This window comes from Microbacterium sp. UBA3486 (assembly GCF_002377845.1).
GTDB classification, from domain to species: Bacteria; Actinomycetota; Actinomycetes; order Actinomycetales; family Microbacteriaceae; genus Microbacterium; species Microbacterium maritypicum_A.
This window is the reverse complement of sequence record NZ_DFQP01000041.1, coordinates 22,703-36,886: the sequence shown is the minus strand read 5'-3', so window position 1 is coordinate 36,886 and position 14,184 is coordinate 22,703. Positions and strand designations below refer to the sequence as shown.

Genomic DNA, 14,184 nt, shown 5'->3' with positions numbered 1-14,184 from the left:
AACCGCCTGAGCTATAGCCCCGTCAACCTCCAAGACTTTACCGGAGAAATACCGAAAATCCGAATCGAGGGGGAGCACCCGGGAGTGTCCTCCCCCTCGAGCGTGTTCAGCGGCCCGGTCGGATGGTGGCGGTGCCGGCCGACAGCGAGACCTCGATCGTCCTCCGCGCGCTCGAAGCCTCGTCGACCTCGGCATTCAGCGTGCCCGCGCTGATCTCTTGAGAGATCGCGTACTCCACGTCGGGAACGGTCAGATCGAGGGTGCCGGCGCTCACGTCGATCGCCGTCCGGGTCGGGGGAGTACCCGTGAGCTCGACCGTGAGATCGCCGGCAGAGACGCCGAGGTCCGCCTGGGAGACGCCGTCGAGGAGGATGTCGGCGCGGCCGGCGCTCATCTGCACATCGAGTTCCTTCGCGGCCCCTTCGACGTCGAGCGCTCCGGCGTTGACGCTGACATCGAGCACACCGAAGTCGCCGTTCACGTCGAGGCTGCCCGCATCGAGGTTCAGGTCGGCGTCGAGTCCTGCGTCGCGAAGACTCTCCGGGAGCGTGAGCACGGCGATCTCCTCATCGCCGAACCAGCCGCCGATCCACCACCCGAACACTCCTTGTGGACTCCGGACGACCAGCTCGTCGCCGTCGCGTTCGAACGTCCACGGTGTACCGCGCCCGTTCGTGATGGCGAGTGTGGCCTCGTCGACGTCGCCGAACTCGACCCGCATGCTGCTGGCATCGGCGGCGAGGTCGATGCTGTCGAGCCCCTCGACGTCCACGCTCTGCACGGAGTCCGGACGACTCGACGACACGATGGTCCCGGCCGCCGCGGCAGCAGCCGTGCCGCCGGCCCCGAGAAGCGCGATCCCCCCGACCACCGCGGTCACCACCATGACCGCGGTCGCCCCTGGAGTGGGGCCGNNGGGCGTCGCCCCTGGAGTGCGCCCGTTGGCGGGCGCGGAAGGAGTGGACGCGCCAGGAGAAGGCGCGGCAGGAGAAGGCGCGGCAGGAGTGGAAGAGGAAGGAGAGGACGGACCCGCCTGCGGGGCCGGTCCTTGCGGCGGGGAGGCCGGCGGCGGGGTGAGTGGGGTGTGCTCGCCCGGGGCGCCGTTGTTGTCGGTGGTCATCGTGCCACTCCTGTCTGGCCTGTCGGCGGCGTCGGGCCGCCGGTGTTCTCGATGTGTGCAAGGGCGGCGAGCACGCGACGGTTTCCCGCCTCGTCCTGCTCGAAGCCCAACTTCTGGAAGATGGAGGTGATGTGCTTCTCGACACTCGCCTCGGAGAGGAACAGCAGCCCCGCGATCGCCTGGTTCGACTTGCCCTCGGCGATCAGTGCGAGCACGGTGCGCTCGCGTTCCGTGAGCCGCAGCATCCGATCGTCGCGGTTGCGGCGCGTCAGCAGCTGGGCGACGACCTCGGGGTCGAGCACGGTGGCGCCCTCGGAGATCCGCTGCACCGAGGCGAGGAACTCGGAGACGTCGGCGACTCGATCCTTGAGCAGGTAGCCGAGGGGCCCACCCTGCGCCGCGATCAGATCCGACGCATACCGCTCTTCGACGTATTGCGAGAGCACCAGGATCGCGAGAGACGGATGCGTCGAGCGCAGACCGAGAGCGGCCCGGATGCCTTCATCGGTGAACGTCGGGGGGAGACGCACGTCCAGGATGCACAGGTCGGGCGTCGTGGTGGCGACGGCCCGGTCGAGACCCTCGATGTCGGGGAGGGCGGCGACCACCTCATGGCCGGCGTCTTCGAGCAGACGGACCAGGCCCTCGCGCAGGAGGACCGAGTCCTCGCAGATCAGGATGCGCACGGTACGTTCACCTCCAGGCTGGTCGGTCCGCCCTGCGGACTGTCGAGGCGGAAGGTTCCCCCTGCGGCCAGGATGCGATTCGCGATGCCGTCGAGCCCGCCGCCGGGCTGCACCTGAGCGCCGCCGATGCCGTTGTCCTCGACGCGTGCCCAGAGCGCGTTGCCCTCTCGAAGCCGCACGATCACGCGGGCTTCGCTCGCTCTCGAGTGCTTCGCCGCGTTGGTCAGCGACTCGGCGATCGAGAAGTACACGGCAGCCTCGGCCTCGCGACTGCATCGCCCGTCCATGCGCACATCCAGGTGTACGGGGATGTGCGAGCGTCCAGCGAGTGCCGACAGTGCAGCGTCGAGGCCTCTGTCATCGAGCACCGAGGCGTGGATGCCCCGAGCCAGCTGACGCAGCTCGGTGATGGCCGCCTTGGTCGAGGTGTGCGCCTCGTTGATGAGCTCCTTCGCGGCCTCGGGATCGTTGTCGATCTTCTGCTGCGCGAGGCCGAGCGTCATGCCGACCGACACGAGTCGGGGCTGGACACCGTCGTGCAGGTCGCGCTCGATGCGGGTGCGCTCCACGTCGGCGGCGCGCACGGCGCCCTCCCGCTGCGCGGTCGAGGTGCGCACGCGCTCGGTGAGCTCGGTCTCCTTGCTGCGGATCACGATCGCGAGCGAGAGCGTGCGGTGCAGCAGCGCCAAGCCGATGGTCCCGACGACGCAGGCCGCGATTCCCAAGATGCCGATCAGCGGCGCCCATGCGACAGGGATGCCTCCCCCACCGAACGGTCCCATGACCGAATCCGCCGCGGTGAGGGGAGCGAACGAGATGATGATCGACCACACCAGACCCCAGAACAGGCGGAGCACCAGCCAGCCGAGAAGCGCAGAGATGGCGAAGTTCGCGACCGCGCGCCACATGCGCCCGTCGATGGCCTGGCGCCCGAGAGCTCGCAACCAACCGACGAAGCCGGGACGGTCGCGCGGCTGCAGACGCAGCGGTGCGATCGGCGTGCGGTACAGCGCACCGACACGAGCGACCTCGAACCAGCCCACACCGTAGAGCGCGTAGACCAGTCCCACCAGCATGATGAGCCCGATACCGGCGGCGAAGAGAAGTCCGAGGCCCGTGCCGAGGAGCCCGCCGAGCATGCCGAAGATGGCACCACCGAGGATGCCGACACCTGCCAGATGCAGGATCGTGAGGAAGATGCGCAACGGCGGCTTCACCGCCGTTGCGGGAGTCGGAGTCGCAGTCTGAGTGGTCATGGTTCCAAGGTACGGCGGGCCGGATGGGCTCGATACCGAGTCAACCGGACACTCGACTTCGGGTTTTCCGTAATGCCCGTCGCGGACTTCCTCCTTCTCCTGCCACCGTCTGCTTCACTGGGGGCATGACAGCGCATGAAGGTGAACCGCACGGTGCCGGTCTCGGTCAGCGACTGAACTGGCTGCGTGCGGGAGTTCTCGGAGCGAACGACGGCATCGTCTCGGTCGCCTCCCTCGTGGTCGGGGTCGCCGGTGCCACGACCGACAACGCGGCGCTCCTCACGGCGGGTATCGCCGGCCTGGTCGGCGGAGCCATCTCCATGGCCCTCGGGGAGTACGTCTCGGTGAGCAGTCAGCGAGACAGCGAACGCGCCCTCATCGCGAAAGAGAGCGAGGAGCTGCGCACGATGCCCGCTGTGGAGCTCGATGAACTCACGCAGCTCTATCGCGAGAGGGGGCTCTCGGACGAGACGGCGCGACAGGTGGCCGAAGAGCTCACCGCGCACGATGCCCTCGCCGCGCACCTGGAGGTCGAACTCGGCATCGACCAGGACGACCTCGTCAATCCCTGGCATGCGGCGATGTCGTCGGCGATCGCTTTCACCCTCGGCGCGCTGCTGCCCTTGCTCGCCATCCTCCTTCCGCCGCCGGAGTGGCGGGTTCCGGTGACCTTCGTCGCCGTCCTCCTCGCCCTGGCCGTCACGGGAACACTGTCCGCGAAGATCGGAGGTTCGGCGCCCGTGCGGGCATCGGTTCGACTGGTGATCGGTGGCGGGCTCGCCCTGGCGGCGACCTGGCTCATCGGCACGCTTCTCGGCACGACGGGCGTCGTCTAGAGAAAACGCGAAGAGAAACGGCGAAGGGCGGATGCCGCAGCATCCGCCCTTCGTCTGATCCGTTCCGAGGATCAGTTCGACATGAAGCCGACGAGCAGTCCGCCCGTGACCTTCACTGCGAGGTTGTAGATTCCCGCGACGACGGCGCCGAGCACCGTGAAGACGATGAGGTTCAGGATCGCGACAACCGCCGCGAACGCCATCACCTGCGGAAGTCCGACGACCTCGGAGAGCACGAACGTGTTGTCGGTGATGCCGAGCAGGAAGCTCTCCGCCGTGGTCATGATCCCCGTCGCCTGGAACACCAGGAAGATGAGGAAGAACGAGACCATCGTGACGACCGCGAGGGCCACCGCTCCGAGGAACGAGAGCTTCACGGCCGACCAGAAGTCCACGTAGACCAGTCGGAGGCGTACCTGCTTGCCGCTGGTCTTGCGGGTCGACTTCTTCGCCAGCTTGTCGGCCACTGTGCTCATGCGTCTGTATCCTCGGGGGTCGGTGTCGTCTCGGGGGCCTGGGTCTCGGCATCCTCCGCATCCGCCTCGTCTTCGGCGAGGCCACGCTCACCGTTACGGGCGATGGCGAGGATGCGATCGGCCTCCGTCGTCCGGGCGAACACCACTCCCATGGTGTCTCGACCCTTGGCGGGGACCTCGGCCACGGCAGAGCGTACCACCTTGCCGCTGGAGAGAACCACCAAGACCTCGTCGTCCTCGGAGACGATCAGACCACCTGCGAGAGTGCCCCGATCGTCGTTGAGCTTGGCGACCTTGATGCCTGTTCCGCCGCGCCCCTGCACCCGATATTCCTCCACCGCGGTGCGCTTCGCGTAGCCTCCGTCGGTCACGACGAAGACGAACTTGCCCGGCGCTGCGACGGATGCCGAGAGCAGGCAGTCCTCGTCGATCTTGAACTTCATGCCGCGGACACCGGCTGTCGCCCGACCCATCGGCCGCAGGGCCTCATCGGTCGCCTCGAAGCGCACCGACATGCCGCGGCGGCTGATGAGGAGGATGTCGTCCTCGGCGTTCACGAGCAATGCGCTGACGAGTTCGTCCTCGTCGTTCAGACGGATCGCGATGACGCCGCCCTGACGGTTGGTGTCGTACGCCTCGAGTCGCGTCTTCTTGACGAGGCCCTCACGGGTAGCCAGCACCAGGTAGTCGGCCACCTGGTAGTCGCGGATGTCGAGCACCTGGGCGATGTTCTCGTCCGGCTGCAGGGCGAGCAGGTTCGCGACGTGCATGCCCTTCGCGTCGCGTCCGGCCTCGGGCACCTCGTAGGTCTTCGCGCGGTAGACGCGCCCCTTGTCGGTGAAGAACAGCAGCCAGTGGTGCGTGGTCGTCACGAAGAAGTGCTCGACGATGTCGTTCGCGCGCAACTGCGCACCCTTGACGCCCTTGCCGCCACGGTGCTGAGAACGGTAGTTGTCGCTGCGCGTGCGCTTGATGTACCCCTCGCGCGTGACGGTGACGACCATCTCCTCTTCGGCGATGAGGTCTTCCATCGAGACATCGCCGTCGAAGCCGTGCAGGATGTGCGTGCGACGCTCGTCGCCGAAGCGGTCGACGATGCCCGTCAGTTCTTCGCGGATGATCGTGCGCTGACGACCCTCGTCGGCCAGGATCGCCTTGTAATCGGTGATCTGCGCTTCGAGCTCGTTCGCCTGATCGATGATCTTCTGACGCTCGAGAGCCGCGAGACGGCGCAGCTGCATCTGCAGGATCGCGTCGGCCTGGATCTCGTCGATGTCGAGGAGCTTCTGGAGTCCCTCGTTCGCATCCGCCGTGGTCTGCGAGCGGCGGATGAGCGCGATGACCTCGTCGAGGGCGTCGAGCGCCTTCAGATATCCGCGCAGGATGTGCATGCGCTTCTCGGCCTCGCGCAGACGGAACTCGGTGCGGCGGACGATCACGTCGATCTGGTGGGAGATCCAGTGCGTGATGAAACCGTCGATCGCGAGGGTGCGCGGCACGCCGTCGACGATCGCGAGCATGTTCGCGCCGAAGTTCTCCTGCAGCTGCGTGTGCTTGTAGAGGTTGTTCAGCACGACCTTCGCGACCGCGTCGCGCTTGAGCACGACGACCAGACGCTGACCCGTGCGGTCCGACGACTCATCGCGGATGTCGGCGATACCGGTGATCTTGCCGTCACGGGCGAGGTCGCCGATCTTCACCGCCACGTTGTCGGGGTTCACCTGGTACGGCAGCTCGGTGATGACGAGGCAGGTGCGGCCCTGGATCTCCTCGACGTTGACGACCGCACGCATCGTGATCGAGCCGCGACCCGTGCGGTACGCCTCGTGGATGCCCTTGGTGCCGAGGATCTGCGCACCGGTCGGGAAGTCGGGACCGGGGACGCGCTGGATGAGACCTTCGAGCAGCTCCTCACGGGAGATGCCGGGGTTGTCGAGTGCCCAGAGCGCCGCATCGGACACCTCGCGCAGGTTGTGCGGGGGGATGTTCGTGGCCATGCCGACCGCGATACCGACCGAGCCGTTGACGAGCAGGTTCGGGAAGCGGGCCGGGAGGACCGTCGGCTCCTGCGTCTGGCCGTCGTAGTTGTCGGTGAAGTCGACGGTGTCTTCTTCGATGTCGCGCACCATCTCGAGCGCGAGCGGGGCCATCTTGGTCTCGGTGTATCGCGGGGCTGCCGCGCCCATGTTGCCCGGGGACCCGAAGTTGCCCTGGCCGAGAGCCAGCGGATACCGCAGCGACCACGGCTGCACCAGTCGCACGAGGGCGTCGTAGATCGCCGAGTCGCCGTGCGGGTGGTACTGGCCCATGACCTCGCCCACCACACGGGCGCACTTCGAGAACGACTTGTCGGGGCGGAAGCCGCCGTCGTACATGCCGTAGATCACACGGCGGTGTACGGGCTTGAGCCCGTCGCGCACATCGGGGAGCGCGCGCCCCACGATGACGGCCATCGCGTAGTCGAGGTAGCTGCGCTGCATCTCCGACTGCAGGTCGACCTGATCGATCTTGCCGTGATCGTGTTCCGGCTCGGTGCGTTCTTCGTCAGTCATGAATCAATCTCTCTGTCACACATCTGGTCTGAGCCCGCGGGCATCAGATGTCGAGGAAGCGGACGTCCTTGGCGTTGCGCTGGATGAAGCTGCGTCGGGACTCGACGTCCTCGCCCATCAGCACGCTGAAGATCTCGTCGGCCGCGGCGGCATCCTCGATGGTGATCTGCTGCAGGGTGCGCGTGGTGTGATCCATCGTCGTCTCCCACAGCTCCTTCGGGTTCATCTCACCGAGACCCTTGTACCGCTGGATGCCGGCGTCCTTCGGGATCCGCTTGCCGTTGTCGATGCCGTGCTTGAGCAAGGCATCGCGCTCGGCGTCGCTGAACACGTACTCGTGCGCGGAGTTGGACCACTTCAGGCGGTACAGCGGCGGCATCGCGAGGTACACGAAGCCGGCCTCGATCAGACCGCGCATGTAGCGGAAGAGCAACGTCAGCAGCAGCGTGGTGATGTGCTGGCCATCGACGTCGGCATCGGCCATCAGCACGATCTTGTGATAGCGCGCCTTCTCGATGTCGAACTCTTCGCCGATGCCCGTGCCGAAGGCCTGGATCATCGCCTGGACTTCCTTGTTGCCCAGGGCCTTGTCGAGACGCGCGCGCTCGACGTTGAGGATCTTCCCTCGCAGCGCCAGGATCGCCTGCGTGTGCGGGTCGCGACCCTGCACGGCGGAGCCACCGGCCGAGTCACCCTCCACCAGGAAGATCTCACTGATGGACGGGTCCTTGCTCGTGCAGTCCTTGAGCTTGTCCGGCATGGCGGCCGACTCGAAGACGCTCTTGCGGCGGGCGGTCTCGCGCGCCTTGCGGGCGGCGAGGCGAGCGGTCGCGGCGTCGATCGCCTTGCGGATGACGTTCTTCGCCTGGTTCGGGTTGCGCTCGAACCAGTCCCCGAGCTGATCGCCGACGACCTTCTGCACGAACGCCTTGGCCTCGGTGTTGCCGAGCTTGGTCTTCGTCTGGCCCTCGAACTGCGGTTCGCCGAGCTTGATCGAGATGACCGCCGTCAGGCCCTCGCGCACGTCGTCGCCGGAGAGGTTGTCGTCCTTCTCCTTGAGCAGGTTGTTCGCGCGGGCGTACTTGTTGACCAGGGTGGTCAGCGCCGCGCGGAAGCCCTCCTCGTGCGTTCCACCCTCGTGGGTGTTGATCGTGTTCGCATAGGTGAACACGTTCTCGGTGTACGACGTGGTCCACTGCATCGCGACCTCGAGCGAGATCTTGCGCTCGGTGTCCTCCGATTCGAACGCGATGATCTCGTCGTTGACGACTTCGGCGTGACGCACCTTGTTGAGGTACTCGACGTAGTCGACGAGACCCCGTTCGTAGAAGAACACGTCGCCGGGCTGCTTGGTGACGGTGGCCCCGTCTTCCTCCACCTCGTAGGCGGAGGACTCCCGCTCGTCGCGCAGCTCGATGCGAAGGCCTTTGTTGAGGAACGCCATCTGCTGGAACCGCGTACGGAGGGTGTCGTACTCGAACTCGATCGTCTCGGTGAAGATCGAGGCGTCCGGCCAGAACGTGATGCTCGTTCCGGTCTCTTCGGTCGCTTCGCCCTTCTCGAGCTTCTGCTGGGGGATACCGCCGTCGGCGAAGCTGTGCCGCCAGACGAAGCCCTTCTGCTTGACCTCGACGTCGAAGCGCGTCGACAGCGCGTTCACGACGGAGGAGCCGACACCGTGCAGACCACCGGAGACGGCGTAGGCGCCACCGCCGAACTTTCCACCGGCGTGCAGGATGGTGAGCACGACCTCGACCGTCGACTTGTTGGGGTCGGACGAGTGCGGGTCGACGGGGATACCGCGACCGTTGTCGACGACGCGCACACCGCCGTCGGCGAGCATCGTCACGAAGATCGTGTCGGCGTAACCGGCCAGTGCCTCATCGACGGAGTTGTCGACGATCTCGTAGACCAGGTGGTGGAGTCCTCGAGGCCCGGTGGACCCGATGTACATACCGGGGCGCTTGCGCACGGCTTCGAGGCCTTCGAGGATCTGGATCGAATCCGCACCGTACTCACCAGGCTGCTTCGCCTTGGGTGCGATGGTGCCCTCGGTTGCGGGGGTTCCCCCGGTGTTCGATTCCGTCTCGTCAGCAGGGGATTCAGGCGTCATCAGAGGGCATTCTCCACATCGATATCACGAACTCCCATTCTAGCGGAGTTTCATCGGGAAATGCCGCTCAACGGCCGTGTGTGGGCCTCTGAGCCTTTCGACCCCCTCGCGTGGTGCCCTACCCGTAGGTATCGCGCGGGCCCCGTCCTGGAACGGCTCTGGGACCCCATTTCCACGAGGGAACGTCCGGTCCGATGAAGCGGAGGTTCTCGACGCCCGCATCGGGATACCGTCGGCCGATCTCGGTGAGAATCGTCGCCCGCATGAACTGCAGGTTCTTCGCCCACGCGGTCGAGTCGCACTTCACGGTGAGCAGGCCGCGCTCCAGGGAGACGGGTTCGGAGTGCTTCGCGGTGTCTGCGCCGGCGAGATCAGCCCATTGGCGCACGAGATCTTCTCGCGCGAGGGTGATCTGCCAGCCCGAGTCACGACTCAGCTTGTCGAGCACCGCACCGAGCGCGCCGGGGTCTCGCCCGGGCGTGAAGGGTGCGTTGTCGTCGTCGGTCGCGATGCGTCGCTTGCGTTTCCAGCTCTTGGAACTCGGCTGCAGCCCGCGCAGCCGCAGATAGGTGCCGATCGTCTCGGGAACATCGGCCACCGGAGGGGGAGTGTCCGGAGTCGATGCCGAGGGGCTCGAAGCGGACGGATGGCGTGCCGCGTCAGTCATCCGTCGCCTCCCGCTCGTCGCTGATGGTTCCGGCGCTGATCCGTACCACGTGGGCATGCAGCACCTCGGGGATATCCTCCTCCACCGCTGCCGTGACCACCACTTGCTCATAACCGGCGGTCAAGGCCGCCAACCGCTGACGCCGATCGGCGTCGAGTTCTGCGAAGACGTCGTCGAGGATGAGCACCGGATCGCCGGCGGGAGATTCGCTGCGGAGCAGCTCGGCCGACGCGAGCCGCAGGGCGAGAGCCACCGACCACGACTCCCCGTGGGATGCGTATCCCTTGACCGGGAGGTCGCGGACCCGCAGCACCAGGTCGTCTCGGTGCGGCCCGGTGAGGGTCAGTCCGCGATCGAGTTCTTTCGATCGCTTCGCCGCGAGGGATGCGCGGAACACCTCGGCGATACGAATCGGATCGGTGAGTCTGTCTCCGGACGGCCCCGTCTCGGCACCTTCCGCTCCCTCTTCCCCCTCTTCGGGGTCTCCGCCGCCCACCGAGAGCGCCCATTCCAGCTGGGGACGATGATCTGCACCGGCGATCGCCTCGTAGGCATCGGCCACGGGCTGCTGCAGATCCGCCGCCAGGCGCTGGCGGGCGGTGATGATCTCCGATCCGAGGGAGACCAGCTTGTCGTCCCAGACGTCCAGAGTGCTCAGACCTTCGCCGCGAACGCCGCGGGCACGCGCCGACTTCAGCAGCGCATTGCGCTGCTTCAGGACGCGGTCGTAGTCGGCGAGCACTGCGGCGAGCCTCGGCGTGCGCTGGATGAGGAGCTGATCGGTGAAGCGGCGCCGAGCGGAGGGGTCCCCCCTCACGATCTGCAGGTCTTCCGGAGCGAACAGCACGACGTGCGCGTAGCGGGGGAGTTCGTTCGGCTTCGACGGCGATCCGTTGATGCGAGCCTTGTTGGATCCCTGCCTGTTCACCTGGATCTCGGCGAGCACACGACGTTCTCCGTGCGACAGTCGGGCACGGATCACCGCGAACTCCTGGCCATCGCGGACCATCGGCGCATCAGACGACACCCGGTGCGAACCGAGCGTGGCGAGGAACACCACGGCTTCGGCCAGATTCGTCTTTCCCTGACCGTTGCGCCCGACGAGCACGTTCGGTCCGCGGTGGAGGGTGAGTTCAGCGGTCGCGTAATTGCGGAAATCGACCAGACTCAGGTGCTCCACAATCACGGAGTCAGCCTACCTTCGGGGTCTGACAGTCCGTATTTCCCGGGGAACGTTCCGGGTATGGAGGAAGCGGAGAAGATCAGCGCAGGAGGAGGTTCGGCTGAAGCAGGTACTTGAACGAGTCGAGACCCGCCTGGTCGACCGAGGTCTGGCTCGTGATGAGCACCGGGCTGAGCTTGTTGGCGTTGTCGCTCGATGTGAACGTGACACGGACGAACTCGCTCTTGACGGCGCCGAGCGCCTCGATCAGGTACTGCGGGTTCAGGCCCAGCGTGACCTCATCGCCACCGGAGAGGATCGCGTCGACCGACTCGGATGCGCGTGCATGGTCTCCGCCGGAGGCGTCCATCGTCACACTGTCGTTCGAGAACGTGAAACGCAGGGGAGCAGCACGGTCGAGCACCAGCGAGACTCGGCGAACGGCCTCCACGAGGTCTGCGGTGTTCACGACCGCATAGTGGTCCGTCTGCTCGGGGAACAGCCGGCGCACGGGCGGGAAATTGCCCTTGATCAGCAGAGAAGTGACGGTCTTGTTGCCCGCGGTGAAGGCGATGATCTCTCGGTCGCCCGCTCCGGAGAACGCCACCTGGATCGTGCCGGCGTGTCCGAAGGTCTTGCCGACCTCGAGCAGAGTGCGGGCAGGGACCAGGGCAGTGGCTTCGACGGCCTCGCCGTCCCACGGCACATCCCGCAGCGAGACGCGGTAACGGTCGGTCGCGACGAGGCTCAGGGTGTGTCCCGAGACCTCGAGCTGCACACCCGTGAGCACAGGAGTCACGTCGTCACGCGACGCAGCGAATCCGACCTGGGCGATCGCCGTGCCGAAGTCGTCGGCCGGGACCACACCGGACGAACCGGTCACCTCGGGGATCGAGGGGTATTCCTCGACAGGCATGGCTGCGAGGGTGAACCGTGCGGAGCCGCAGGTGACCGCGATGCCCCCGTCTTCCTCGACGGCGATCTCGATCGGAGCGTTCGGAAGTCGGCTGGCGATGTCCGAGAGAAGCCGGCCGTGCACCAGGATCGTTCCCGGGGTCTCGACCGTCGCCTCGATGGTGGTGCGGGCGGAAGCCTCGTAGTCGAATGCCGAGAGCGTCAGACCGGAACCATCGGCTTCGATCAGGACGCCGGCGAGGATCGGCTGAGGATTGCGCTGCGGCAGAAGCTTGACGACGAACGAGACAGCCTCGCTGAAGACATCGCGGTTGACCTGAAACCTCACGGGTGCTCCCTTGTCGTCGAACTGTGACGCGTTGTCGTCGGCCCTGCCGGTGCAGGGCTTCCCATGCTAGCCCCACAGTCTGGCGTATCCCTACGCCGAGGTTCCTGTCATTCGGTCGACCGGTTGTCCCCACCGTCTGGTGATCGGATCGCGCCTTGAATGACTTAACTCCTTAACGGTGTTAACAGCTGTGGATACTGTGGATAACTCGGTGGATAGCAGTGGCGAGTAGGGAACTACACAGTTGTCAGTTGTGGAAACCCTGAGGAATCCGCGGGTTCCGGGCTTTCCGGTCGGTGATGGCCCTCCCCGAGTTATCCACAGGTTTGGGTGATCAGCCCACATTCGTCCCGATGGAATCCACGGTCATCCACAAGTTATCCACATGTGCATAGAGGCATCTATCCGACGATCAGAATCCCTGTCGGGCTCACAAAAAAGGGGAGGACGGCACGGGTTCAGGTGCTGTCCTCCCCTTTTCTCGGAGACGCGGCGTGTCAGCGTCGTCCGAGCTGCGTGGTGATCTCGGTGACCTGGTTGTAGATGGAGCGGCGCTCCTTCATGAGCTCGCTGATCTTCTTGTACGCGTACATGACCGTGGTGTGGTCGCGGTTGCCGAACAGCTGTCCGATCTTCGGCAGGGAGAGACTGGTCCGCTCGCGACACAGGTACATCGCGATCTGGCGGGCGGTCGCGATCTGCTGCGACCGGCTGGAGCCGTAGAGGTCGTCGACCGTGAGCTTGAAGTACTGTGCAGTCGCCGTGATGATGTCGGTCGGCGAGATGATGTTGTCCTCGGCCGTGTCGATGATGTCGCGGAGCACGGTCTGCGCCAGGGAGATGTCGAGAGCGGAGCGGTTCAGGCTCGCGAAGGCCGACACCCGGATGAGTGCGCCCTCCAGTTCGCGGATGTTCGATGACACCACGGTCGCGATGTACTCGAGTACCTCGTCGGGAATATGGAGGGCCTCGCTCTGCGCCTTCTTCCGGAGGATCGCGATACGCGTCTCGAGGTCGGGCGCCTGCACGTCGGTGATCAGACCCCACTCGAAGCGGCTGCGCATCCGGTCCTCGAACCCGGTCAGGTGCTTCGGGGCCACGTCGCTGGTGATCACGACCTGCTTGTTGTGATCGTGCAGCGTGTTGAAGGTGTGGAAGAAGGCTTCCTGCGTCTCGGCGCGTCCCTGCAGGAACTGGATGTCGTCGATCAGGAGGATGTCGACGTCGCGGTAGCGCGCCTGGAACGCGGCGCCGCGGTTGTTCGCGATCGAGTTGATGAAGTCGTTCGTGAACTCCTCGCTCGAGACGTAGCGGACCTTGACCCCTGCGTAGAGGGATTGCGCGTAGTCGCCGATGGCGTGAAGGAGGTGGGTCTTCCCGAGACCGGAGTCTCCATAGATGAAGAGGGGGTTGTAGGCCTTGGCCGGCGCTTCGGCGACCGCGACGGCCGCCGCGTGCGCGAAGCGGTTGGACTGTCCGATCACGAAGTTGTCGAAGGTGTACTTCGGATTCAGGCGCGATTCGTGGCGTAGCTGGGTCGGCTGTTCCATGGGGGATTCGACACGCACCTGCTCGTGGCGCCCGAAGTCGCCGACCGCGATCGGCGCCGTCTGCTGCTCTGCCAGCTCGTGGTTCACGACGACGCGGTAGGACGTGACCTCTTCGCCGATGTGCGAGAGAGCCTCCATGATCGGCAGCCGCAGGCGCTTGTTGATCTGCGCCGCGGTGAGATCGTTCGGCACTTCCAGATACAGCGTCGCCGACATCACCCCTGCCGGGACAGCGAGACTGAGGAAGCCCTGCAGCTGAGGCGTGACCCGATCGTCGTCGACCAGAAGCTCCTGCACCGTGGTCCAGATGGGGACGTCGGGCTGGGCAGGTGATGACATGACGCTCCGGACGAGTGATCGAGGCGGGGTCGACGTGCCGTGTCCCCTGTGGATAACTTAGGATGCCACGGTAGTCATCCCGGCTGTGAACGGCAACCTGCCCTTGAAAACACGCGTGCGTGTTGCAGCTGCCGGCCGACCCGGGGTTGTGGATAATGGCTGTGCGGTTCGTACCGGAAGACCA

The 14,184-nt window shown here is 65.8% G+C and carries 11 protein-coding genes; 1 reads left to right on the top strand and 10 read right to left on the bottom strand.

The window, feature by feature from the left end; genetic code table 11:
* Nucleotides 1–106 precede the first annotated feature (106 nt).
* The 3 genes from B2869_RS06200 to B2869_RS06190 are packed head-to-tail and all read right to left on the bottom strand — an operon-like array spanning nucleotide 107 to nucleotide 3,062.
* The gene (locus tag B2869_RS06200; protein ID WP_292763893.1) at nucleotides 107–1,120 is read right to left on the bottom strand and encodes a hypothetical protein; all 1,014 of its coding nucleotides are present in this window, start codon (nucleotides 1,118–1,120) and stop codon (nucleotides 107–109) included.
* Nucleotides 1,117–1,806, bottom strand: a complete 690-nt coding sequence (locus B2869_RS06195; RefSeq protein ID WP_029268141.1) for a LuxR C-terminal-related transcriptional regulator — start codon at nucleotides 1,804–1,806, stop codon at nucleotides 1,117–1,119. Before B2869_RS06195 ends, B2869_RS06200 begins: the two co-directional genes overlap by 4 nt.
* Nucleotides 1,794–3,062, bottom strand: coding sequence for a sensor histidine kinase (locus tag B2869_RS06190; protein ID WP_292763888.1), 1,269 nt, complete (start codon nucleotides 3,060–3,062; stop codon nucleotides 1,794–1,796). Before B2869_RS06190 ends, B2869_RS06195 begins: the two co-directional genes overlap by 13 nt.
* A gap of 125 nt (nucleotides 3,063–3,187) precedes the next feature.
* Here B2869_RS06190 and B2869_RS06185 point away from each other — a divergent pair, with 125 nt between their 5' ends.
* On the top strand, nucleotides 3,188–3,898 hold the full coding sequence (locus B2869_RS06185) for a VIT1/CCC1 transporter family protein (protein ID WP_136024359.1): 711 nt from the start codon (nucleotides 3,188–3,190) through the stop codon (nucleotides 3,896–3,898).
* A 71-nt stretch (nucleotides 3,899–3,969) separates the two neighbouring features.
* Here B2869_RS06185 and B2869_RS06180 read toward each other — a convergent pair whose 3' ends face one another.
* From B2869_RS06180 to dnaA, 7 genes are all read right to left on the bottom strand, one after another.
* Nucleotides 3,970–4,374, bottom strand: coding sequence for a DUF3566 domain-containing protein (locus B2869_RS06180; protein WP_017829919.1), 405 nt, complete (start codon nucleotides 4,372–4,374; stop codon nucleotides 3,970–3,972).
* Entirely contained in the window at nucleotides 4,371–6,926 is a 2,556-nt protein-coding gene (gene gyrA, locus B2869_RS06175; protein ID WP_021201380.1) for a DNA gyrase subunit A, read from the bottom strand. The genes B2869_RS06180 and gyrA overlap by 4 nt, the downstream gene beginning before the upstream one ends.
* 43 nt (nucleotides 6,927–6,969) lie before the next feature.
* On the bottom strand, nucleotides 6,970–9,039 hold the full coding sequence (gyrB, locus tag B2869_RS06170; protein ID WP_021201381.1) for a DNA topoisomerase (ATP-hydrolyzing) subunit B: 2,070 nt from the start codon (nucleotides 9,037–9,039) through the stop codon (nucleotides 6,970–6,972).
* Between the two features lie 118 nt (nucleotides 9,040–9,157).
* On the bottom strand, nucleotides 9,158–9,706 hold the full coding sequence (locus tag B2869_RS06165) for a DUF721 domain-containing protein (protein WP_197020548.1): 549 nt from the start codon (nucleotides 9,704–9,706) through the stop codon (nucleotides 9,158–9,160).
* Nucleotides 9,699–10,892, bottom strand: coding sequence for a DNA replication/repair protein RecF (recF, locus tag B2869_RS06160; protein ID WP_292763876.1), 1,194 nt, complete (start codon nucleotides 10,890–10,892; stop codon nucleotides 9,699–9,701). Before recF ends, B2869_RS06165 begins: the two co-directional genes overlap by 8 nt.
* Before the next feature lie 76 nt (nucleotides 10,893–10,968).
* Complete coding sequence (dnaN, locus tag B2869_RS06155) at nucleotides 10,969–12,111, bottom strand: DNA polymerase III subunit beta (protein ID WP_021201384.1); 1,143 nt, start codon at nucleotides 12,109–12,111, stop codon at nucleotides 10,969–10,971.
* Nucleotides 12,112–12,608: 497 nt separating this feature from the next.
* Nucleotides 12,609–13,877, bottom strand: coding sequence for a chromosomal replication initiator protein DnaA (gene dnaA / locus B2869_RS06150; RefSeq protein ID WP_372446043.1), 1,269 nt, complete (start codon nucleotides 13,875–13,877; stop codon nucleotides 12,609–12,611).
* Between the last annotated feature and the right edge of the window lie 307 nt (nucleotides 13,878–14,184).

Coding starts and splice junctions, on each gene's coding strand:
- B2869_RS06190 (WP_292763888.1), bottom strand. CDS start 3,062: ATGACCACTCAGACTGCGACTCCGACTCCCGCAACGGCGGTGAAGCCG.
- B2869_RS06185 (WP_136024359.1), top strand. CDS start 3,188: ATGACAGCGCATGAAGGTGAACCGCACGGTGCCGGTCTCGGTCAGCGA.
- B2869_RS06180 (WP_017829919.1), bottom strand. CDS start 4,374: ATGAGCACAGTGGCCGACAAGCTGGCGAAGAAGTCGACCCGCAAGACC.
- gyrA (WP_021201380.1), bottom strand. CDS start 6,926: ATGACTGACGAAGAACGCACCGAGCCGGAACACGATCACGGCAAGATC.
- gyrB (WP_021201381.1), bottom strand. CDS start 9,039: ATGACGCCTGAATCCCCTGCTGACGAGACGGAATCGAACACCGGGGGA.
- B2869_RS06165 (WP_197020548.1), bottom strand. CDS start 9,706: ATGACTGACGCGGCACGCCATCCGTCCGCTTCGAGCCCCTCGGCATCG.
- dnaA (WP_372446043.1), bottom strand. CDS start 13,877: ATGTCGGCGACGCTGTATCTGGAAGTGCCGAACGATCTCACCGCGGCG.